This is a genomic window from Nocardioides sp. LML1-1-1.1, from assembly GCF_040676175.1.
In the GTDB taxonomy this organism is placed as follows: Bacteria; Actinomycetota; Actinomycetes; order Propionibacteriales; family Nocardioidaceae; genus Nocardioides.
Genome location: NZ_JBEGHK010000001.1, coordinates 706,952 through 729,824 on the forward strand (window position 1 = coordinate 706,952; position 22,873 = coordinate 729,824).

General features: G+C 71.5%; 12 protein-coding genes. 2 read left to right on the plus strand and 10 right to left on the minus strand.

Annotated elements, in window-relative coordinates:
* Positions 1-2 precede the first annotated feature (2 nt).
* From MRBLML1_RS03460 to MRBLML1_RS03470, 3 genes are read right to left on the minus strand one after another with little or no spacing between them, the layout of a single operon-like run.
* Positions 3-1,244 carry an acyl-CoA dehydrogenase family protein gene (locus MRBLML1_RS03460; RefSeq protein ID WP_364511419.1) on the minus strand — a complete coding sequence of 414 codons (1,242 nt, stop codon included), beginning with the start codon at positions 1,242-1,244 and terminating at the stop codon, positions 3-5.
* Positions 1,244-2,263: a phosphotransferase family protein gene (locus tag MRBLML1_RS03465; RefSeq protein WP_364511422.1), complete on the minus strand. Its 1,020-nt coding sequence runs from the start codon at positions 2,261-2,263 to the stop codon at positions 1,244-1,246. Before MRBLML1_RS03465 ends, MRBLML1_RS03460 begins: the two co-directional genes overlap by 1 nt.
* Positions 2,260-3,012 carry an SDR family oxidoreductase gene (locus MRBLML1_RS03470; protein ID WP_364511425.1) on the minus strand — a complete coding sequence of 251 codons (753 nt, stop codon included), beginning with the start codon at positions 3,010-3,012 and terminating at the stop codon, positions 2,260-2,262. The genes MRBLML1_RS03465 and MRBLML1_RS03470 overlap by 4 nt, the downstream gene beginning before the upstream one ends.
* A gap of 99 nt (positions 3,013-3,111) precedes the next feature.
* Here MRBLML1_RS03470 and MRBLML1_RS03475 point away from each other — a divergent pair, with 99 nt between their 5' ends.
* Positions 3,112-3,699, plus strand: a complete 588-nt coding sequence (locus tag MRBLML1_RS03475; protein ID WP_364511428.1) for a TetR family transcriptional regulator — start codon at positions 3,112-3,114, stop codon at positions 3,697-3,699.
* Here the strand turns inward: MRBLML1_RS03475 and MRBLML1_RS03480 are convergent.
* From MRBLML1_RS03480 to MRBLML1_RS03495, 4 genes are all read right to left on the minus strand, one after another.
* Positions 3,696-4,493 carry an endonuclease/exonuclease/phosphatase family protein gene (locus MRBLML1_RS03480; protein WP_364511431.1) on the minus strand — a complete coding sequence of 266 codons (798 nt, stop codon included), beginning with the start codon at positions 4,491-4,493 and terminating at the stop codon, positions 3,696-3,698. The two genes, MRBLML1_RS03475 and MRBLML1_RS03480, sit on opposite strands and share 4 nt — an antisense overlap.
* A 26-nt stretch (positions 4,494-4,519) precedes the next feature.
* Positions 4,520-5,521 carry an NAD-dependent epimerase/dehydratase family protein gene (locus MRBLML1_RS03485; protein WP_364511434.1) on the minus strand — a complete coding sequence of 334 codons (1,002 nt, stop codon included), beginning with the start codon at positions 5,519-5,521 and terminating at the stop codon, positions 4,520-4,522.
* The gene (locus MRBLML1_RS03490) at positions 5,518-6,018 is read right to left on the minus strand and encodes a hypothetical protein (RefSeq protein ID WP_364511437.1); all 501 of its coding nucleotides are present in this window, start codon (positions 6,016-6,018) and stop codon (positions 5,518-5,520) included. Before MRBLML1_RS03490 ends, MRBLML1_RS03485 begins: the two co-directional genes overlap by 4 nt.
* 740 nt (positions 6,019-6,758) lie before the next feature.
* Positions 6,759-19,004: a Kelch repeat-containing protein gene (locus MRBLML1_RS03495; RefSeq protein WP_364511440.1), complete on the minus strand. Its 12,246-nt coding sequence runs from the start codon at positions 19,002-19,004 to the stop codon at positions 6,759-6,761.
* Between the two features lie 216 nt (positions 19,005-19,220).
* Between MRBLML1_RS03495 and MRBLML1_RS03500 the strand changes: the two genes are divergently transcribed.
* The gene (locus MRBLML1_RS03500; RefSeq protein WP_364511443.1) at positions 19,221-19,574 is read left to right on the plus strand and encodes a hypothetical protein; all 354 of its coding nucleotides are present in this window, start codon (positions 19,221-19,223) and stop codon (positions 19,572-19,574) included.
* 12 nt (positions 19,575-19,586) lie between these two features.
* Here the strand turns inward: MRBLML1_RS03500 and MRBLML1_RS03505 are convergent, their stop codons facing one another.
* From MRBLML1_RS03505 to MRBLML1_RS03515, 3 genes are all read right to left on the minus strand, one after another.
* Positions 19,587-19,820 carry a hypothetical protein gene (locus MRBLML1_RS03505; protein WP_364511446.1) on the minus strand — a complete coding sequence of 78 codons (234 nt, stop codon included), beginning with the start codon at positions 19,818-19,820 and terminating at the stop codon, positions 19,587-19,589.
* A 122-nt stretch (positions 19,821-19,942) separates the two neighbouring features.
* Positions 19,943-20,881, minus strand: coding sequence for an AraC family transcriptional regulator (locus tag MRBLML1_RS03510; protein ID WP_364511449.1), 939 nt, complete (start codon positions 20,879-20,881; stop codon positions 19,943-19,945).
* 77 nt (positions 20,882-20,958) lie between these two features.
* Positions 20,959-22,872, minus strand: a complete 1,914-nt coding sequence (locus tag MRBLML1_RS03515; RefSeq protein WP_364511455.1) for a glycosyltransferase — start codon at positions 22,870-22,872, stop codon at positions 20,959-20,961.
* Position 22,873 lies beyond the last annotated feature (1 nt).

Sequence of the window (22,873 nt, forward strand, 5' to 3'; positions counted from 1 at the left end):
TCTCAGGCCTGCCGGCGCGCGGCCTGGCGGGCCAGCTCGGCCTTGGCGAGCGCGTTCTTGTGCACCTCGTCGGGGCCGTCGGCGAAGCGCAGGGTGCGCAGGCCGGCGTAGGCGTTGGCGAGGTCGAAGTCCTGCGAGAGCCCACCCGCGCCGTGCACCTGGATCGCCTTGTCCAGGATGTCGAGCACCGTGGCCGGGGTGGCGATCTTGATCGCCTGGATCTCGGTGTGCGCGCCGCGGTTGCCGACGGTGTCCATCAGCCAGGCGGTCTTGAGCACCAGCAGCCGCAGCTGCTCCAGGCGCACCCGCGACTCAGCGATCCAGTCCCGGACCACGCCCTGCTGCGCCAGCGGCCGGCCGAACGCGACCCGGGACTCAGCGCGCGCACACATCAGCTCGATCGCCCGCTCCGCCACGCCGATCGAGCGCATGCAGTGGTGGATCCGGCCCGGCCCGAGCCGCGCCTGCGCGACGCCGAACCCGCCGCCCTCCTCACCGATCAGGTTCGCCACCGGCACGCGGACGTCGGTGAAGGACAGCTCCGCGTGCCCGCCGTGCTCGTGGTCGTCGTACCCGAAGACGTGCATCGGGCGGACCACCTCCAGGCCGGGGGTGTCCCGCGGCACGAGGACCATCGACTGCTGGCGGTGCCGCTCGGCGGACGGGTCGGTCTTGCCCATCACGATGAAGATCTCGCAGCCGGGGTTCATCGCGCCGGTGATCCACCACTTGCGGCCGTTGAGGACGTACTCGTCGCCGTCGCGCACGATGCTGAGCTGGATGTTGGTGGCGTCGGAGGAGGCGACGTCGGGCTCGGTCATCGCGAACGCGGAGCGGATCTCTCCGGCCAGCAACGGCGTCAGCCACCGCTCCTTCTGCTCCGGGGTGCCGAACATGTGCAGCACCTCCATGTTGCCCGTGTCCGGCGCCGCGCAGTTGAGCGCGGCCGGCGCGAGGTGGAGGCTGCGCCCGGTGATCTCGGCGAGCGCGGCGTACTGCAGGTTGGTCAGGCCGGCGCCCTCCACACCCGCGTGCTCGCCGGGCAGGAAGAGGTTCCACAGCCCGCGGCGCCGGGCCTCGGTGCGCAGCTCGCCCAGCACCGGCGTGCTGTCCCAGGCCCAGCGGTCGTCGAGCTGCGCGAGCTGCTCGTGGAAGACCGGCTCGGCCGGGTGGACGTGGGTGTCCATGAGGTCGAGCAGGTCGGCGCGCAGCTCCTCGGTGCGGGCGTCGAATCCGAAGTCCATCAGTCGTTCTCCTTCAAGGCGGTGAGGCCGGCGTCGAGCAGGGGATGGATCGCCTCGCCGATCCCGGCGAAGCCCTCGCCGACGGTCTGGCCGGCGAGGTGGCGGTGGTGGATGCCCTCCAGGATGGCGGCCAGCTTGAAGGCGGCCAGGCCGCGGTACCAGCCGAAGCGGGAGAGGTCGCGGGCACTGCCGGCGGCGTACCGCTCGATGATGGCGGCCTCGTCCAGGAAGCCCGGCGCCTGCGCGGCGTCGGTCACCACGGCACCCAGCGGCCCGGCGCCCAGGCGGTGGTAGGTCAGCATCAGGGCGAGGTCGGTGAGCGGGTCACCGAGGGTCGCCATCTCCCAGTCGAGCACCGCCGCGGCCCGGTCGTCGGCGTCGACGAGCAGGTTGTCGAGCCGGAAGTCGCCGTGCACGATCCCCGTCGCCGACTCGGCCGGCACGTCCGCCGCGAGCCGGTCGTGCAGCTCCTCGGCCGCGGGCAGGTCGCGGGTGCGCGAGGCGTCGAGCTGCTTCTTCCAGCGCGCCACCTGCCGGCCCAGGAAGCCCTCGGGCCGGCCGAAGTCGCCCAGCCCGACGGCGGCCGGGTCGATCCGGTGCAGCGCCGCGAGGGTGTCGACGAGCGTGGTGGAGATGGCCGCGGTCCGCACGGGGCCGAGCGCGGCGAGCTCACGCCGGTCGCGGTACGGCGTGCCGGTCACCCGCTCCATCACGTAGAACGGCGCGCCGAGCACCTCGGTGTCCGCGCAGAAGGCCAGCATCGCGGGCACCGGCACCTCGGTGTCGCGCAGCGCCGCCATCACCCGGTGCTCGCGGGCCATGTCGTGGGCGGTGGCGAGCACGTGGCCCAGTGGCGGGCGGCGCAGCACCCAGGTGCCGGTGCCGTCGGTGACGAGGTAGGTGAGGTTCGACTTGCCGCCCGCGACCAGCTCGGCGCGCAGGTCGGCTCCCGCCCCCGGGACGGCGGCCGGGAGCCACGCGGCGAGCCGGGCCAGGTCGAGGCCGGGCAGCTCGCTCACACGCCACCGCCCAGCAGCACCCCGCCGTCGACGACCAGCGTCTGGCCGGTCATCCACCCCGCGTCGGCGCTGAGCAGGAAGGCGACCACGCTGCCGATGTCGTCAGGGACCCCCAGCCTCTTGAGCGGGTACGCCGCCGCGACCTCCTCCTCGCGCCCGTCGTACAGGGCGGTGGCGAAGCGGGTCTTGACGACGGCCGGCGCGACGGCGTTGACCCGGATGTCCGGCCCGAGCTCGACGGCGAGCTCCTCGGTGAGGTGGATGAGCATGGCCTTGCTGGCGCCGTAGAACGCGATGCCGGGCGCGGGCCGGCGGCCGGCGACGGAGGCGACGTTGACGACCGCACCGCCGTGCTCGGCCATCCAGGCGCGGTGGGCGTGCTGCACCCAGGAGACCGCGGCGATGCAGTTGACGTCGACGATCTTGCGCGCGGCGTCGAGGTCGATGTCCATGAGCGGGCCGTAGACCGGGTTGATGCCGGTGTTGTTGACGAGCAGGTCCGCGCCACCGAAGGTCGCGACCGCGCGTTCGACGACCTCCGCCTGGTGGTCGGTGTCGTCGGCGTGGCCGGCGATGCCGAGGGCGACCTCGGGCCCGCCGAGCGTCTCGACCGCCTCGACCAGCGCGGCCTCCTTGCGCCCGGTCACCACGACCCGTGCCCCTTCGTCGACCAGGCGCTGCGCGATCGCCAGCCCGATCCCGCGGCTGGCCCCGGTGACGATCGCGGTCTTTCCCTCGAACCTGCTCATGCTCACTCCTGACTAAGCGCTTGCTTAGTTGATAGCCTGCCTCCTGTCCGCCCGTCCGTCAACCAGCCGCCGACCAGCCGCCGACCAGGAGGTACGACGATGGCCGCTCCCTCCCGCGCCGAGGCCACCCGCGCCCGGCTGCGCGACGCCGCCGTCGCCGCCTTCGCCGAGAAGGGCTTCCACGCCACCACCACCCGCGACATCGCGGCCGCCGCCGGGATGAGCCCGGCGGCGATGTACGTCCACCACCGCTCCAAGCAGGAGCTGCTCCTGGTCATCTCGCGCGAGGGCCACCAGGCCGCGCTGGACGTCGTCCGCTCGGCCCGGGCGGCCTCGGCCGACCCCCGCACCCAGCTCACCGCGGTGGCCCGGGCGTTCGCGCTCTTCCACGTGGACCACCACACCGTCGCGCGGATCCTCAACTACGAGCTGGCCGCGCTCAGCCCCGAGCACCGTGCCGAGATCGACGAGCTGCGCACCGGCATCGACCGCGAGCTCCGCGCCCTGGTCAGCGAGGGCGTCGCCGCGGGCGTCTTCGACGTCCCCGACCCCGCGCTGGCCGCGACCGCACTCGCCTCGATGGGCATCGACATCGCGCGGTGGTACCGCGAGGACGGCGAGTGGACCCCCGAGCAGATCGGCGACTACTACGCCGACCTGGCGCTCCGCCTCGCCGGCGCTGCCTAGACCTGGAGGTCGACCAACAGGGCGCGGTGGTCGGAGACCTCCGGCGTCGCCACGACCTCGAAGGAACGCACCGACGCCGGGTCGGAGACCAGCAGGTAGCTCGCGTGCCGCACCGGCTTCGGATAGCTGCTCGTCCGGGTGTCCGCCTCCCCCACCAGGTCCGTCAGCCCGATCCCGCCCAGGACCGCGAAGGTCTCGCTGTCCGGCAGGAGGTTGAGGTCGCCGCAGACGACGACCAGGTCCCCGGGCTCACGCACCTCCTCCACCAGGGCCACCAGGCGCTCCGCCTGGTCGCGTCGCGCCGGGCTGTCGCCCTTGCCCGCGTCGTCGCGCAGCCCGTGCAGGTGGCCGAGGGTCACGAACGCCTCGCCGTGCGCGAGGCGGGCGACCTGGGCCGCGCGCGGGCGGTCGCTGTGCGGCCACGCGGCGCCGTGGTCGGCGTACCGGCCGTGGACGTGGGCGGCCGCGCTCCGCACCGTCACCACCCCCGGCGCGGTGAACAGGCCCAGCCCGAAGTGCTGGCGGTGCACCCTGCCCGCGTCGTCGGCCACCGGGCCGGTGTCGCTGACGGCGAACCAGCCGTCGTGCTCCGGCAGGGCCGCCCGGACGTCGGCCATCAGGTCCGCGCGCTGCGGCAGCGCCCGCGCCTGGTCCTCGAAGCGGGTCCACCCGCCCAGCCCGGGCGTCCGGGTGACCTCCTGGAGGCAGACCACGTCGGCGGCCACCGTCGGCAGCCAGGCCACGAGGTCGTCGTACCGGGCTCCGCCCCAGGCGTTCAGCGACACGATCCGCACCCGGGGAACCCTAGGGGCTCGGGGCGCTAGGGGTGCAGGGGCGGGGTCCGCGAGCCCGCCGGCATCGCCGCGCCGTCCACCATCTGCCCCACCGCCTGGCCGGCCGTTTGGCGCGGGGTCCACGCCAGCTCGGTCCGCGCGCGAGTGGTGTCGAGGAGCGGTACGCCGAGCAGGGCCGCCAGCAGCGAGCCCGGCACCGGCAGCAGACGGGCGTGCCACGCCGCGTCCATCGCCGCCCGGGCCACCCCGGCCGGCACCTCGATCGTCGGCGCCCCCATCAGCTCCCCCAGCTCGGGCCGGCGCAGCACGTCGTCCGCCGCCAGGTTGAACGCCCCGCTCACCGGGCGCTCCACCGCCGCCGCGACAGCCCGCCCGACGTCGCCCGCGTGCACGGCCTGCAGCCGCAGCCCACGCGGCACCGGCAGCACCGGGACGAGCCGGCGATCCAGCATCCGCGGACGCACCAGCGCGCCGCCGAAGATCCGGCGCTGCTCGCTCGCCGCCGAGCGCTGGAACACGAACGCCGGGCGCAGCCGCACCACCCGGGTGCCCGGCGTCGCCGCCTCGAAGGCGTCCAGCACCCGCTCGTTGTAGGCCTTCTCGCGGCAGTACGCCGCCTCGGACGTCCCGTCCGTCTCCGCGCCCTCGTCGACCGGCCGGTCGTGGTCGACCGGGGAGTACGCCGCCACCGACGACGCCGCCACGACCACCGGGACGCCCCGGCGTCGTACCGCCGCCAGCAGGCGGCGGGTGCCGACCGCGTTGGTCCGCCAGGTCTCGCGCGGACCGTGCGTCGGCTGGAACTTCCACGCCAGGTGCACCACCGCGTCGGCTCCCGTCAGCACGGGGTCCAGGTCGTCGTACCCGACGTCGCCGGGATGCCAGCTCACCGACGCCAGCGGGCTCGCCCGCTCCAGGTCCGGGCGCCGCCGCGCGACGCCCACCACCTGGTGCCGGCCGTCAGCGGTCAGCGCGCGCAGGCACGCCGTACCGATGTTGCCGCTGGCCCCGGTGACGACGACCTTCATCGCGCGGGATCGCCGCCCGCCACGATCCGCTCTCGCGAGACCTGCACGTGCAGGCGCTCCAACGTGCGCTGGTGCTCCTCCGCGCGGTCGAGCAGCCGGTCGATCTCGTGCGCGTCCAGTCGGCCGTCCGCGTCCGCCGAGGCGCGCAGCACCTCGAAGCCGGCACGCTTGCCCGTCACCGCCAGCCGCAGCGCCTCGAGCTCCACCACGTCCGTCAACGGCCCGCGCGTGAACAGCCGCCCGTTGGGCTTGAACCGGCCGGCGATCTCCCCCGCCCGGGCCATCGTCGTACCGATCAGGCTGGGCTTGGCGCCCACGCTCAGCATGATCCGCCGCAGGGCCTCGCGATCCGAGGCCACCTCGCTCGCGAGCTGGCGGATCTCCGCCGCCGCGCCGGGGTCGTGGTGGTTGCGTCCCACCCGCCTGAAGGCCGCCGCACCCGCGGTCGAGCCAGCCCAGTGGTGCTGGAGGTAGCCCTTCAAGACCTCGTCGTTCAACGCCGATCACTCCTCAGTCGCTGGGGCCCATCGAGGTACCCAGGGGCCCTAGGCTCACACTGCGGCGCATTGTTCGTCGGCCAGTTGCGGTGCTCCATCCGGCTACGGTGAGGGTGGTCGTGTTGCTGCCGGGAGTACGTGACACTCGACGTCGGCGCAACGCCTGCTTCATGTCTGAGCGCCATGAGTGATGTTCTTCCGAGACTGGCGTTTTCGGAGACCTCGGTCACGACGCCGCGCAGTACACGCGCAGCCAGTTGAGCACCCCGTTCGCCAAGTCGGATCACGCGCCCATTTGGTTCTGACAGCGCTGCTCACTCGCTCCTCGGTCTCGGACCGAGGCGGGCGAGCGAGCTCTGAGCTGCCTCTCGGACAAGGACAGCGGGATCGCGAGCAAGCACCTCGAGCACGTCGCGAGGAGCTTTCTTGTTGTAGGCGATGCGGGCTCGAACCGACTCCTCGGGGTCAGCCGACAGCCTTCCGAACAACTCCAAGGTGAGTTTCCGTCGATCTGCGACGACTGACCTGACCGCAGGGTCCTGATCTCCCGAAAGAAGGTCGAGAATCTCGAGTGGCACTGACTTGTTGTGCGCGACCCACGACCGCATACGTGGATAACGATCGACGACCTCGAGCCAGACGTGGGTTGGAGCGGCTTCCCAAGCGGCCCGCTGATACTCGTCAGGGAGATTGCTTGTTCGGAGTCTTACAAACTCATCTGCGGACTCAATCATGAGAGGTCACCACCGAACGGACTTACCCGCGTTGCTCTTGTGCTTGAGCGCCGGGTCGATGTAGTTCCCGTACTGGTCCGCGTCTCTGTACCACTCCAAACCACCAGGCACCTCCTTATAAACCTTCCAAGCCGACGCATGACCAGCAGTATCTCTTGACCACCACGTGCCATCTGCTTGCTTGGAGTACTTGTGCGTGCCAACCACCTTGGTGTCAAGGCTCCTTGCGTCGGTGATCTGCCAGATTCGCCTTGGGCATACGTCGCTGTTGTGGACAAGAAGGTCGAGCGCGCCGACGTGGTAGGTGTGAAGCCCGTCGACCGTGAGGTTGTATGCGAGTCCGCGATGAGTGGTGGCGAGATCCAGACCTAGAGCCTCCAGCTCACCCCACTGCGCGCTCAGCACGCGGTCGCCAGCGTCGAACTCCTGCGGCCCTTCCCAAGCACGGTCCGTGGCGTTCCAGAAGGGATGGTCCTCGGTGGTGACCAACCGGTCCAAGACACCGTCGCGGTCACCGTCTGCGTTGAGAACCAGCTCGGTTAGGTCATCCCAGTGCACCCACAGATGGCTGACGCGCCTGGCGCCCTGCACATGCGTGATGGGGTCACTCGCCAGGACGAGGTCATCGACACGGATGTCCTTGATCGGTTTGCGAGTGCCGTCGGCCATCAAGACCAAAGTGTCCCCGGAGAATGAGCACACCTTCGCCACGTCGCTCGCATGCTCGAGATCGGCGCTCGCCTCCACGAGCTTGTCGAGCTTGCGCAGCTTCGCGATCTTACCTGCGGATGGAGCCAGTGCAGCGACCTCGAGCGCACATGACGCCACGGAAGCATCGGCGCCCACACAGGCGCTCGGATCTGGCACAAGCATCGTCCGCGCGACCAACGCCGTCGTGGTGATCAACTCACCCACGGTGTAGTCGACACCATCCGTGTCACACATCGGCCGCCCCCGCGGGCCAATGCGCGGAGTCAGACAACTGAGGGACGGCAACGTGACCGTCGTAGTGAAATGCCGCTCGAACCAGTTCCTGTCGTCCTTCTGGCGCTCCGCCTCGGCGAGTTCCGAAACCATCTGGTTGATCTCAAGCCCCCGAAACAGAGCCGAGGTGGGATCATCACTGGTGCGATAGTCGGTCGTCGATGCCGCCGACCGTGTCCCGCGGAGCCCTCGCTTGTACTCTCCCAACCAAGCTGAGGACCCCCCTCCCGCCTTGAGCGTCGTCTTCCCCGGCGCAACCGGTGCACAAGAGCTGGGTCTGATGACACATGGCGACACCTCGTCGCCGCTGGTGTCGACCGCACGGTGGCCATCCGGGTCACCGAAGTTGAGGGGGTTGCCGTTGACGTAGGTGTAGGTGTTCGCCGTCAACGGATCGGTGCCGACCCCCAGGTCCGTCGACGGCGAGGACACCCGGTAGGCGTCCGGGGTCGTGAACGCCGCCTTCGTCGGGTCATAGGTACGTGTCCCGAGCTGATAGTTCCCGGTCGAGGCGTCCCGGACCTGGCCCCGGTACCAGTACGAGTTCCCCGTCGTCGTCGCGGCGCCACCGGTGTGGCACACCCCGTTGCTGTCCGCACCGGTCTGCGCGTCGACCGCGTTGCCGAACGGGTCGAACCGGGCAGCACAATCGATGGTCTGCGCGGTCGAGACGACCGCGGTCACGTTGCCCCTGCCGTCGGTGTCGAGGAACGACTTCGTCGGCCCCGCACCGGTCTGCTCGAACGCGACCGCCGCACCGGCAGCATCGAGCTGATAGGTGAGATCAGGCTTGTTCAGCGTGCCGTTGACCGCGTCCAGCTGCCCCACGACCGTAGTGGACAGACCGTCGTAGGTGTTGCGCATCGTGCCGTTCGCATCACCCGCACCACTGACCGTCGTCGCCCGCTGACGGTCCAACCCGTCATAGGCATACGACGTGGTCCGGCTCTTCGTCCCGCACAGCGTCCCGCTGGTCAAGACCTGCTTCTCGACCCGGTCGAACGCGTCGTAGGTGTAGGCGTTGCACCCATCGTTCGTCATCCGGCCCGCACGGTCGTAGACATAGGACAGCGTCCCCGACACACCACCACTGACCACGGCCTGCTTGATCGCGTTGTCCTGGCCGTACGACGTCGTGGTCGTCGACCCACCCGAGGAGGAGTCGGTGACCTTCGTCCGGTTGCTGTTGCGGTCCCACTCGTAGTCCACCGTGCGATCCGTGCCGCCACCGCTGACCGCGTCGTGGGTCCACTTCTTCACCTGCCGCGCAGGCGTGTACTCGTAGTCGTTGGTGTACCCACCCCCCGACCCCGTCACGGTCTGCTTCTTCACACTGCGGTCCGCAAGGTACTGGTACTTGTACTCCCCGACCACGGTCCCGTTCGCCGTCGTCTTCGCACCCGCCAGGACATCGTTGGGCTGCCACGACCACTCGTCGTAGTGCGAGCCCGTCTGCGCCGTCGTCAGGCGGCCCGCCTTGTCCCACGAGTACGACGTCGGCACGTCCAGCACGTCGGAGTACATCGCCTCCGGCAGACCCGCCTGGTTGTACCGGTACGACGACGCCACCGTCGCACCATTCGTCACCCCCGAGGCACCGGTCTTGTCGGTGCGCACCGTCACCGCACCACCACCGTTGTAGGCATAGGTGTTCGAGCTCCCCGAGCCCGCCAGGCCCGTGCCCGACTCCGTCACGCTCCGCGTGGTCCCGTCGAGGTAGTAGCCCGCCTCGACCGTGATCCCGCTCGTCGGGTCGATCACCTTCACCGGCGTCCCCTGCTGGGAGTACGTCGTCGTGATCGACGTCGTCGGCCCCTCCGTCGGGTCACGGTCCCGCCCGACCTGCGAGGCCGGCCGCCCGTTCGCCCCGTAGGTCAACCGCACGAAGCCCGCGGACTGATAGCTCCCGTTGCCCGGCACGCACTGCGACCAGTCCCCCGACGCGCACCGCGCCGACTCCGTCGAGACCTTGAGCCCGGCGGGCGAGTACGCGTAGCGCACGGAGCGGTAGCTGTTGTCGTCGATCGGCGTGTGCGTGGCAGCGAGCAGGTTGTCGTCGGTGAACTCGTTGCGCACCGGGTGCCAACCGCCCGCCTGCGCGTTGGGCTGCCAGGTCTGCGTGGTGTTGCCGACCGCGTCGTAGCCGTAGCGGGTGGTCGCCGTCTGGCCGGACACCGGCCCGGGCGCGTCGATCCGCGACAGCAGGTCGTCGCTGGTCCAGGCCTGGGTGGTGATCCGGCTCTCCGGGTCGGTCGTCTTCACGACGTGGCCGCCCGCGTCGTACTCGATCGTGGTGACCTCGTCGACCTGCGCCAGCGGCCCGCTGCCGTCCGGGTCGTAGGCCTGGCCGATGGTCTTCGCGGCCAGGCCGTCCGCGGTGTACTCCGTCTGGGTGCCGTTGCCGTTCGCGTCGGTCACCCGCGTCGCTCGGCCCATCCCGTCGTACGACGTCGCCGACAGCGTCACCCGGCCGGCTCCGCTCGGGTCGGGACCGGAGACGCTCGCCACGAGGGCGTCGTCGGTGTAGGTGTAGTCGAGGTAGGCGTTGTCGGAGCCGCTCGACGTGGGCAGCCAGGCGCGCTTCACCTTCCCGATCGGGTCGTAGCTGCTGCGGATCGCGCAGACCCCCACCTGGCTGCCGTACGACGACGGGAGCACCGTGTAGCTGGCCGGCGTCGCGCCGTTCCCCGGCCCCGCCGCCTGGTCCGGCACCCGGTTGGTCGTGCACTGCGCGGTCTGCTGGTTCGTGGTCCCGCCACCGTCGGCGCCCGCGCCGACGGAGGTGGTCGCACTGCTCGCGGAGTTGTCGAACCGGGGCGTGTAGGCCGCGACCGGCAGGCCGTCGAGGTCGAAGTCCACCCGGCGCACGGTGCTCAGGTTCGGCGCCGTGAGCGAGGCGGCGTCGCTGAAGGCCTGTGGGGGCAGGGTCGCGACGACGTGGCCGTCGGCGTCGTAGATGTTGCGGGTGCGGGTGTTCGACAGGCCGTTGGCGTTCGGCACTGCGGACGCGGTCGCGTCCAGCGTCGGGTTGGCCTGGGTCGTCTGCGCACCTTCGACGGTGTCGACCGGCCGGTTCGCGGCGTCGTACGACACCGCGGTGACCATGGCCGCCCGGGTGCGGTCCGTGCCGGCCGGCACGTTGCTCACCGTGTCGGCGTCGATCCGGATGCGTCCGACCGCGCCGTTGCCGCCCTGTCGGTCCGTCGGGCCGGCGCCACCGTCTCCACCGGTGACGTCGAGGACGTTCGCCGAGGCGAGGTCGATGTCGGGTGCGGCCAGCCAGATGCCGCCGCCGGCACCACCGCCACCACCACCGGAGCTGTTGATCCCGGATCCACCGTCAGCGCCGGAGGCGTCGATGGTGCCGTTCACCACGATCTTGGAGGCGGTGATGCGGACGTAGCCGCCGCCGTTGCCGCCGGCGCCCGCGGTGCCGAGGAGGTTCTTGCCGCCACCTCCACCCCCGCCGCCGGAGCCCTTGACGTAGTCCGTGCCCACCGTCGCGAAGTCCGGGGTCCCGGATGCCTTGCCCGGCGCACCGGGCGTCGTGCCCGCCGGACCGGCGGCACCGCCGTCGGTCCTGTGTCCACCGCCGCCGCCCCCTGACGGGTCCAGGCCGAGCAGCCCGCCGGAGCCGCCCTTGCCTCCCGGACCGGGGTTGGGGGTCGCCGCGTCCGAGCCGTTGCCGCTGTCGGCACCGGTGCCGGCCGCCCCGCCGGCACCGCCCTTGCCGCCCATCTGCACGACACAGGTCGAGCAGATCGACACCGTGCCGGACGCGTGCAGCATCAGCCCGTTGGCGACCGCGGAGGTGATGACGGCTCCGTTCTGCAAGGTCACGCTGCGGTACTGCGCACCGTCAGGCACCTGGAACGGGTTGCTCGCACCGTGCGCGATGCCGTCGGTCGAGCTCGCCGCCGTGGTGCCGTCCACGACCAGGTGACCGTCGGCGCCCGAGCCGGTGTTGATCGAGCCCGGCGCCCGCACGGCCGTCACGTTGCCGGACGCGTCATAGCTCCAACCGGTCGTGAAGGTCTTCGTGCCCGAGCGCGGCACCGTCTGGCTGGTACGACGCGCGAGCAGGTCGTAGGCCGTCGTGGTCCGGTGACCGTTGGCGTCGGTGACGGCGACCTGGTTGCGGTCCGCGTCGTACTCGAACGACGTGGTCAGCGCCGAGGGGGTGTCACCGATGCGGTGCTTGGTCGCCGTGACCACGTTGCCGGCGGCGTCGTACGAGGTGTGGGTCGCGTACTTGCTGCTGGCGTCGCAGCTGCCGTCGGCCTGGGTCTCGGTGGTGTCGGCCTGCCGCGGTGAGCAGGCCGTGGTGACGTGGCCCTCGCGGTCGTAGACCGAGCGCGAGACGACCCAGGCGTTGGCGCCGGTGAAACGCCCGCTGTTGCGCGGCGTGTCCACCCGGATGTTGCGGCCGCCCGCGTCGAAGCGGGTCTTGGTCACCTGGCTGTTGGCGTCGGTGACCGCGATCGTCTGGCCCAACCCGTCGTAGGTCGTGCTCGTGGTGCAGATCCGGTGACCAGCCTGGGCCGCGGTCCAGTCCGCGCTGGTGGCCGAGCCCGCACAGGCCGTGGACGTCTCCCGGGTGCTCTGGCTCGTCAGCGGCCGGTTGAGCGCGTCGAAGGTCGCCCGGAACGCGATGCCCCGCGCGTCGACCGTCTTGACCGGGTTGCCGAACGGGTCGTACGTCGTCCGCGCGACCGAGCTGGACGAGCGGTGCTGGGCGCCGCTGCTCCACACGATCCGGCCGGCGGCGTCGTAGCCGACCATCTTGTCGAAGGCGGAGGTCGTGATGTCGTTGCCACGTCCGGTGCGGGTACGCCGGGCCTGGCCCAGCTTGTCACGGGTCGTCGTGGTCAGGTTCCCCGTCGCGTCCCGGGCGCCGAGCACTGCCCAGAGCGCCGTCTTGTAGGGGGAGATGCCCAAGCCCGCGACGGTCGGCGTCGCGGTCGAGGTCGGCGCGGTGCCGTTGGCGAGCTGGTTGTTGGAGGTGGCACCCCAGACCTTGATCCGGCCGGCCTGGTCGGCGGAGGCCAAGGTGGCCCACCCGCCGGCGACCGCGACCTGCCCGGTGAGGTCGGGGACCTTGACCGGGCTCGGCATGGTCGGGCTCGAGGAGCCGCCGCCGGACTGGCCGGCGTTGTTGATGCCCCACACCCGCACCGTGCCGTCGGCCATCAGCGCGACCGCACCGTAGGCGGCGCCGACGACCTGGCGGACCGGGCCGGCCGTCGTCCCGGGGCCGAGCGTGGTGATCCGCACCGGCGTGGTGCGGGTGGTGGCCGTGCCGTCGCCGAGGTCGCCCTGGCTGTTGTTGCCGAAGGCCCACACCCGGCCGTCGCGCCCGATGGCGTACGACGCCGCGTAGCCGCCGGAGACCTGTCGGATCCCGGCATCGTCGAGCGCGGCGACCTGGGCCGGCGCGGTGCGGTTGACGGTGTCGCCGTGGCCGAGCTGGCCGGAGCCGTTGTAGCCCCACGACCACGCCTTGCCGTCGGTGGTGACGGCGAGCGAGTGCACGAAGCCGGCACCCATCGTGGCGACCTTCTGCAGCACCTTGACCGGTGTCGCGACGTACGTCGAGGCGGTGCCGTTGCCCACCTGACCGTAGTTGTTCATCCCCCACGACCAGAGGTTGCCCTCGGCGTCGAGCGCCAGGAAGTGGCAGCCGCCGGAGGCGATGGAGATGATGTCGGAGAGCGGCTCGACGGGCTCGGGGGTGCTCTTGCCGCCGCCCGCGGTCCACACCTTGCCGTCCCCGGTGAGGTAGTGGGTGTAGGCACAGCCGGAGTACGCGCCGGTCGAGGACTGCGCGACCTGCACCACGTTGGTCATCGGGTCGGCGCGCACCGGCGTGGCCCGGGTGCTCGTCGTGCCGTCGCCGAGCTCGCCGGAGGCGTTCGCGCCGGCACCGTTGACCGTGCCGTCAGGATTGATCGCGACGAGAGCGGTGTTGGACACGCTCAGCCCGTCGGAGGTCACCGGGTTGCCCGAGACGGAGTCGGTGAACTTCGTCGACGGCGGCGCCGCCGCGTCGGCCCACACCGCGGCGAGGTCCTTGCCGTCCGCGGCGTTGCGGTCCCAGGTCCGCGCGACGTTGCCGGCGACGTCGTAGGCGTAGACGAGCTTCTTGCCCTCGGGGTCGACGACGGCCTTGAGCCAGCCGCCGGCCGAGACCGTGCCGGACAGGTCGCACGCGGCCCGGTTGTCCCCCGCACAGTCGGCGACGATCGGGTAGTACTTGTACTCGAACGCCGCGCTCCTCCCCTCCGAGTTGGCCTTCGGCGTCCGCATCACGGTGCGCTGGCCGCGGGCGTTGTACTCGTACGTCGTGCACGACGACGCGTACCCGGACGAGGCCGGCGCGACCGGGCTGCCAGCAGGCAGCCTCGCCGTCGAGGCGGTGCAGGCCGCGCCCCGGGAGACGCCCGCAGCGGCCGGGGTGTCGACCTCGCAGACGACGCCCGTGTTGCCGCGCGGTGCGGACCCGCAGATGCTTGCTCCGGCGGCCTTGTTGGTCGACGTCGCCGCGTCGCCGTCGGACGGTATGTCGCGGCGGGTGCTGGTCAGGAAGTCGCCCCATGAGCCGGCGTTCGCAGCCGCGTTGCCGCGCGGCGAGAGCTCCTGGGTCTCGTCGATGACCGCGTAGAGGGTGTCCGGCTTGACCCGGGTCGCGCCGAGGGCTGCGCTGTAGTGGCGCTGGATCTGATCGGCGGACAGCACCGACGAGTACAGCGCGACCTCGTCGAGCGTCTCCGCGCCCGAGGACAGGCCGACGTAGCCGGTCGTGGTGGCCGGTGCGAACTGCCCGGCGAGGGCGTCGGCGTAGACCGCGGTCGGCGCCTTGACCCCGTCGATCCAGATCTCCACGCCGTCGGCCTTGCCGTTGCCGTTGTAGCGGTAGACCACGTGGTGCCACGTGTCGTCGTTCACCGCGGCCGTCGTGTAGACGAGCAGCTGCTTGCTGGAAGCGGCGTCCGACACCAGGCTGACGAACGGCAGGCCGCCGGCCAGCCGGCCGACGAGGCCGTACGCGTTCGCGCTGCTCCCCCACTGCAGCGTGTACTCAGCGCCACTGCTGGCCGTCTTCGTCCAGGTCTCGACGGTGAAGTCGGAGTCGCCTGCGGACGTGCCCGATGCGAAGCCGGACAGCCCGGTGACCGCGGCCGACCAGCCGCTCGGGCTGGAGCCGAGCGCGGTGTTCCCGTGCACGACACCCGGCCTGCCGAGGACGGTCCCCGCGCCGTATCCACCGTTGTTCGTGCCGGTGGCGCTCCCCATCGGCGGCAGGGGGCTGGCCGGGTCCTCGTCCATCCGCCAATAGGCGACGGGGCCGTCCGCGACCACCGCTTGACGGTAGGTGCCCCCGGCCGCGGTCGCCTTCACGACGCCGTTGCCGCGGACGTGGTTGTTGAAGAAGCGCCGGTTGCCGTTGGCGTCGAAGTACTGCTCGTGGCTGCCCCACGTGGTGACCGCGGAGTTCGCGTCGGTCCACTGCTGGGTGGCGTCGAGGAGGACCCGCTGACGCAGCCGCTGGCCGAAGTCGCCGTACAGGTAGTCGACCGCCTGGTCCTGCACGGGCGCTCCGTCCACCGTCCCCGTCCCGGCCCCGCCGGGCACGAAGGCGGCGTTCGACGGCGCAGCGCGCTTGATGACCTGGCAGAGGTTGTGGTTCATCGCGACCGTCGGCTGTCCGCACGACGCGATCCCTCCGCTGTCGCCGAGACCGTCCCAGAAATAGCCCGTCTGCGCGTAGTAGAGGCCGTCCTCCGCGCCACCGGTCGTGCCCTGGGCGACCTGCGCGACGCGACCCCAGCGGTCGATGCCGCTGTAGCGGACCCGGTGGCAGGTGGTGCCGCACGAGGCGAGCGTGCTCGGCGCCGCCATGTCGGCGATCGCCTTGACCACGCCGCCCTGCGGGTTCGTCGACGGATCGGTCCAGGTGTACGACGTGGCGAGGCCCTGCGTCGCGCCGTCGCCGGGCTCGCTGGCCCGCCGGTCCTTGACGAGCTTGACCCGGTCGGGTCCGAGCGGCGCCTTCTCGTAGCCGATGGTGGTGGTCTTGCCGTTGGCGTCGGTGACCGAGCAGAGCTGGCCCGAGGTGAGGGCGCCGCCGACGGAGGCCGGACAGGGGTGGTCCGCCGTCGCATAGGTGTACGACGCGGTGGGCGTTGCCCTGGACGAGGCCGAGTACGGGTTGCCGGGCTCCCAGACCTGCTTGAGCAGCGGGAGCAGCGGATCCCTGGAGACGACGTAGGTGGTGACCCGGCGCGCCGGGTCGGTCACCTCGACGATCCGGTCGGCGGCGTTCGGGTCCTTGTTGTACTTGATCTTCACCGAGGGGCAGGCGCCATCGACCTCGGGGCAGGACTGGGTGCGGATGGTCTGCGGGCCGTAGGTGTCGTAGTCCTCGTAGACCAGCTGCTGGCCGGCGGGGTCGGTGACCCGCATCAGGCGGCCGAGCAGGTCGAAGTCGTAGCGCACCCGGTCGGGTCGCACCAGGGACCAGCCGATCGACTGGTTCGAGCTGGTGCCGCCCGTGCACGAGGTGCCGCTCAGCCCGACGTAGCGGAACAGGAACATGTTGGAGCCGGGTGGGCCGGAGTAGGCCTGGTCGATGCAGAGCCGGCTGTAGTCGGTCGGCTTGTCCTCGTTGCGGGACAGGGCGAAGGGCAGGCTCGCCGGGTTGAGCAGGCTCAGGATCTGCCCGCCCGAGGCGCTGGAGAGGTCGATGGGAAGGCTGAGGCCACCGACGGTCGTCGTGATCGAGCGCAGCTTGAAGACGTGCCGGGTGCCGTCGCGGTCGATGTAGGGCATCGACAGCGGTTGGGTCAGGGTCTGCAGGTTCAGCAGGCGCAGGCCGAAGAGTCCGAACCCACCGGCGCTCTCGCCGGTGTCGCCGAGATCGAACTGCCAGCCGGCGCCGATCGGCCCCGCGCCGGACATGTTGTCCTGGGAGTTGTAGACGCGGCCCAGGCCGAGCGCCAGCCGCCCCGGCATCTGGACCGGGTCGGTGTCGTACTGCTTCACGACGAGGTTGCCGTTGGCGACGTTGACGCTGGCGCTACCGCCCCCACCGAGGTCGGTGGTGTCGTAGGTCCACCAGTCCTCCAGGCCCAGTCCGCCGCCGCAGACGGTGATCCGCGTCGACACCTGTGCGGAAGGCCCGGTGAGCAGGGACGCCACGGCCGGGATGTCGATCAGCTCGCAGCCCTTCTGCGTGCCGGCGACGGTGGCGATGAACTCGCCGGCCGTCGTACCGCCGATCGGGATGGTGACGTTGCTGATCGAGGCGCTCAGGTCCTGGACCAGACCGCACATCGCGGTCTCACCGGTCACGCACTTCGCGAGGCCGGCGAGTCCACCCGACGCGCCCGGGTCGCCTCCGAGGAAGCCGGTCCCGGCGGCCAACAGGCTGTCCTGGAGCGCCGACACCAACGACAACGGGTTGCCGCCCCCACCGATCGGCGCCACGGCGCTGACGTTGGCGGCCGTGATCCGGATGGTGATCTTGTCGCCGGCCCAGTAGACGCCGCCTGCTGTGGGCTGGTCGGATGCAGGCCGGGTCACGTCGATCTTCAGGACGGGCACCGCGGTGTCGTAGGTCCAGGTCTCGTCGTAGCTCTGCGTGCCGTTGGCGCCGATGCCCCCGAACAGGACGACCTGCCCCTTCGGGTCGGCCGCCATCGCCGCCGAGTAGCGCGCGACGGGTGAGGCGATCCCCTTGGCCTCGGCCCAGTCCTCTCCCGTCCACGCCCAGGTGTCGTTCAGGACGGTGACCTGTGAGGTCGCGCTGTCGTACTGGAACCCCCCGAACATCACGACGGCTCCGGTGCCGCCACTGCCGGAGGTCACCCCGCCCAGACCCGGGTCGTAGGTGATCGCCGCGCGGGTCCGCTTCGCCGGCTTGTGCGCCGGCGCCTTCGCGGTCCAGGTCGACTGTCCGGGCTCGAGGACCCAGGTGTCGTCGAGGATCGTGCACGAGCTGTTGCACGGACCCTGGGTGCCGCCGAAGAGCACGAGCTGGCTGGTGGAGACCGAGTAGGCCAGCTGGGCGTCGAAGCGTACGCCGGGAGCGCCCGCCGCGCCGCCCGCCTGCACCTGCGTCCAGGCGTTGCCCGTGAGCAGCCAGGTGTCGTTCAAGTTCCCGGACGGCGCGGTCCCACCGAAGACGACCATGCCGCCACGGACCGGGTCGAAGGCCATCGACGAGCCGGTCCGCGCGATCGGCGCGGTGCCGGTCGTGGTCACCAGCGCCCAGGTGGTGCCGTCGAAGGACCACACCTCGTTGCTCGGCGTACCGCCGGTCGTCTGGCCGCCGAAGAGCAGCAGCCGCTGGCCGACCGGGTCCCAGGCCATCGAGGCGCGGATCCGGGGACTCGGGCTGGTCGCGGGGCTCAGCTGCTGCCAGGTGGTCCCGCTCCACGCCCAGGTCTGGTTGAGGTAGACGTCGTTGAGGGTGCGCCCGCCGAACATCACGATCTTGTCGAGGTTGTCGTCGTAGGCCATGACCATGTTGGCCGTCACACCCGGGTGCGTCAGCGGCAGCGCCTTGATCCAGTTGGGCGAGAGGTACTCGCCGGCCGGCGCGGCCTTCGCCGCGACGGCCATCGCGGGTTGGACACGCAGCGATCCACCGGGGCGGCCGGTTGACGGGCTGGCCGAGCCAGAGGGAGCAGGTGTCGAGGACGGCGGGGTGGACGAGGGCGGCGGGCTGCCCGGGGACTCTCCCGGCTCGTCGGACGGCTCCGCCGAAGGGGTGCCGGAGGACTCCTCGGTCGGCTGGTCCGACGGCGGGTCGGTGGGTTGCTCGGTCGGCTGCTCGGTGGGCGCCGGAGTCGGCACCGGCGCCGGGCGGTGGCCGCCGGCGAGGGTGAGCGGCGGCGCGTCGACCGCGTCCGGGGACTGCGCGGTCGCGGAGGAGGAACACGCCTGCTCCGCCTTCGGGGGCACGGACTCGGTGCCGTCCAGACCGCCGCGCCCGGGGGCGGAGCGCTCGTCGTCCTCGATGTCGCGGCATGCCTTCTTCGCCGTCGTCGGCAGCGCGTCGTCCCTCGCGACGGCCGGCTCCTCCGGCGCCTCGAGCGCGACACCCTTGGCGCCCTTCGGACGCGGCATCGGGTCGAGCGGGTCGGTCGCGGTGTCCACCCGCTTGCCGGCCACGTCGAAGGGCACGTACGGCGCGCGGCGCTCGCCGTTGAGCGCGACGACGGCCAGCACGGAGGCCAGCAGGGCGACCACCACGAGGGCGGCCACCGTCCCGATCCGACGCCGGGCGGCACCGCCTCGCCGACGAGCGCCTCGTCGAACGGATCGCAGCGGACTGGTTGCCATCGTGCCTCCCCATGCAGTCGAATGACTGACGAGACCGGATCAAACGCCCTCACGAGGTGCCAGGTCCATACTTTCGGGTGACATTCCTTGTCTCGTTGCGAGATCCGATAACTAACTGGCCGTTTCACTGGGGGAAACATGACCGAACCGACACCGTCCAGGGCGATCACCGGACGCCCGCCGCTGCTCGCACTGCTGCTGCTCGCGGCACTCGTGGTCGCGCTCGCGAGCGCGCTCTACCTCGCGGGGCGCTCCGGAGCCGATCCGGCGGAGGTGGACGCGCTCGCCGAGAAGTACACCTCGTCCGAGAACGCTCTCGGCGTGCCGCTCTCCGAGGACCAGGCACGCTGCCGCGCGCGGGTCTACCTCGGCTCGCGGCTCTCGGACGGGGCCCTCGCCGACGTACGGGCGGGACGGGAGCCGCGGGCGCGCTCGGAGCGGGACGTCACCGAGCTGGCCGCGCTCGCCAGGCGGCTCGCGGGCTGCCTCTGAGACCAGGCCGGCTCAGCCGACGGTGTTGCTCTCGCGGCACTCCGCGCAGGTCCACCACTGCACCAGGAGCGTGCCGTCCCGGCCGATCGTGGCGGGGCCGCGGACGTGGTCGGTGACCCGCTCGCAGGCGAGGCACTCCAGACGTCGACCCGGCTCGGCGCCGGGAGCGGGCAGGGCCTGCCGGTCGGGGCGGCGGGCGAGGTCGCGGGGCGAGGGGACGGGAGGCGGGGGCGTGTCGGTCGTCATCGGCGTACGCCGGACGTCGGCGCGGCGATGTCGGTCATGTCTCGACGGTAGGCAGCCGCGCAGTCCCGGGAGTATCCGCTGAGCGCCGACTTCGCTATCCCGGCAGCGCAGGCCGGGGCCGGTCAGCGACGCAGGGTGGCGCCCGGCGTCTCGCCGTAGGCGCGGCGGTAGGCCTGGCCGAAGTGCCCGTGGTGGGAGAAGCCCCAGCGGCCCGCGATCTCGGCGACGCTGTCGCCGCCGGGCACCGTGCCGGAGGTGAGGTCACGGTGGGTGCGGGTCATCCGCACCTCGCGGACGAAGGCCATCGGGGTGGTGTCGAGATGGCGACGGAAAGCGATCTGCAACGAGCGGATGCTGACGTGGGCCGCGGCCGCGATCTGGGCCGGCGTGATGTCGTCGGCGGCGTTGTCCTCGATGAACGCGATCGCCCTGCGCAGCGCGGCCGGGTGGGCGTCGCGGCTGTCGCCGACGACCTCACCGACGGCGGTGGTGGCGAAGGTGGCGAGGACGTGGGCGGCCACGTAGCGAGCGGCGTGGCCGAGGATCAACGGGCTGCCCGCCGCCACCGGGTCGCCGAGCACGGCGGCGTCGAAGTGGTCGATCGCCACGCGCAGGCGCGCCGCTGCGGCCGCGTCGGTCGGCCGGTGGTCGAGCAGCGCGACCGGGCCGTCCCCCTGGCCCGTGGCGACCTCGTCCAGCACGGCCGGGTCGATCATGGTGACGGTGTAGCGCGCCCGGTTGATGGTGCCGGCGTACGCGCGGTCGGCCGGTGCCAGCACGAACATCTCCCCGGACCCGAAGGTCTCCTCGGTGGCGCCCTCCGGCGCGTGGTCCTCGACCGTGCCGGTGGCGACGTCGCAGAGCCCGATCCGGCCGAGCGGGTCGACGTCGTAGGACATCTCGAAGGCGAAGTCGACCCGGTCCACGCTGATCAGGTCGGAGGCCACCCGGGAGATCCGGGCGCTGGAGTCCGCCGTGGTGCTGCCGATCCGCATCGGCGCGTAGTGCGCGCTCAGGAACTCCTCGGTCTCCTCGAGGTCCTGGCTCTCGAACTGCAGCATCCGTGGTCACCTCCGACCCGTCGACCCACCCACAGTAACCTGCACCGGCGACAGCGAGCCTCCCCGACCGCGGCGGCCTAGACGTGGGCGGCGCTCTCGTAGTCCTCGGAGATGCCGTGTGGTGTCTTCTCCCAGTGGTGCGGGCTGAAGATCGTCTGGAACAGCGCGCGCCAGGCGGCGTAGGAGTGCAGGCACCAGTAGAGCGGGTTGAGCAGGGCGAAGATGCCGATCCGCCAGTTGTACCGGCGGGTCGCGACCACGCCGGAGACCAGGATCATCAGCCCGTTCCCGGCGATCGCGGTGACCATGCTGCTCACCACCACCCAGTGCGGGAGGTCCAGGCCGATGAACTGCACGCCGACGTAGGTGATGACGGTGAAGCCGAGCACGAGGGGGTAGGCGAGGAAGGTCAGCGGGGTGCCCATGATCAACCCGACCATGCCGACCATGCCGAGGGGCCCCACCCGCCGCAGGAACTGCACCGGGTGCCGCAGGTTGACGGCCGCGGTGATCATGTAGCCCTTGATCCACCGCGTGCGCTGGGGGATCCAGGCCGGCACCGTGGCGCAGGCCTCCTCCCCGGTGGAGGAGTCGAGCACGTCGACCCGGTATCCCTCGACGGAGGCACGCAGGCCCAGGTCTGCGTCCTCGGTGACGTTGTAGGGGTCCCACGCGCCGAGCTGCTTCAGCACGGCGGTGTCGAAGTGGTTCGACGTGCCGCCCAGGGGCAGCGGGACGCCGCTGCCCTCGATCCCCGGCAGCATCGACTCGAACCAGTGGGCGTACTCGATGGCGAACATCCGGGTCAGCACGTTGTAGTCGGCGTTGAAGTAGTGCAGCGCCGCCTGCACGCACGCGAGCCGCGGCCGGGTCGAGCCGAGGTGCTCGTGCTCGAAGGCGTCGCGCTCGAAGGCCGCGACGGCCTTGCGCAGCTGGAGCGGCTCGGGCTTGTCCTCCGCGTCGTAGATGACGACGTACTTCCCACGCGCGAAGGCCAGTCCGTAATTGCACGCACGGGGCTTGGTCTGCGGGTGCCCGGCCGGTACGACGAGCAGGCGGACGTAGTCCGGGGGAGCGACCCGGCGCGCCGCGTCCACCGTCTCCGGGTCGTTCTCCTCCATCAGCACGATCACGTCGAGCTTGGCGCGGGGGTAGTCCAGGGCGCCCAGGTTGGCGATCAGCTTGGGGATGATGTTCGACTCCCGGAAGGCCGGGATCAAGATGGTGTACACCGGCAGGTCGGTGTCGGCGGTGTGCGGCGCCCAGACCGGCGGCAGCCCCCGGCGTGCCCGTTCGCGCATCTCGTCCAGCCGGCGCCGCTCGCGAGCGGCGCGCACCAGTGGTGAGCGGATGCTGGACCCGACCTTGAACAGGATGCTCAGCAGGAACACCACGTTGGTCGCCGACAGCAGCAGCACGAAGCCCTTGCGCGGCTCCAGCACGGCGAAGGCGAGGAAGGCTCCGGCGATCACGAGCGGGAGGTAGAGCTGGACCCGGGTCAACCCGCGGCGGGCCGAGTGCTCGGGCTTCTGCTCGGCCAGCTCGTCCTCGGCGAGGCGCTGCAGCTTGGCCCGGTTCGCGCCCTCGGTGGCCCGGAAGACGTCCCAGTGCGTGCTGGCGACGAACTCGACCTGGTCGGTGCCGAAGCGGGTCCGCACGTCCTCGATCAGCGCCACCGTGGGGCGGACCGAGGTCGCCACGACGAGCGTCCCGTCGGGCAGCTCCTCGCACGGGACCCAGCCCAGCGAGCTGATGTCGTCGAGCGCGATCCGGCTCGCGAGCGCCGGGTCCGGCGGTTCCGCGAGCAGGTCGCGCGAACGGGTCTCCCACAGCTCGGCGAGCGCTCGGTAGAGCTCGCGCCGGTCGAGCGCGCCGGCCAGCACGAGCTGCTGCCCGAGCTGCCCGCCCTCGGCCTGCTGCCCCGCCAGGGCCTCCTCGAGCTGGGCGCGGCTGATCCGGCCGGTGGCGACGAGGTGCTCGCCGATCTGCACG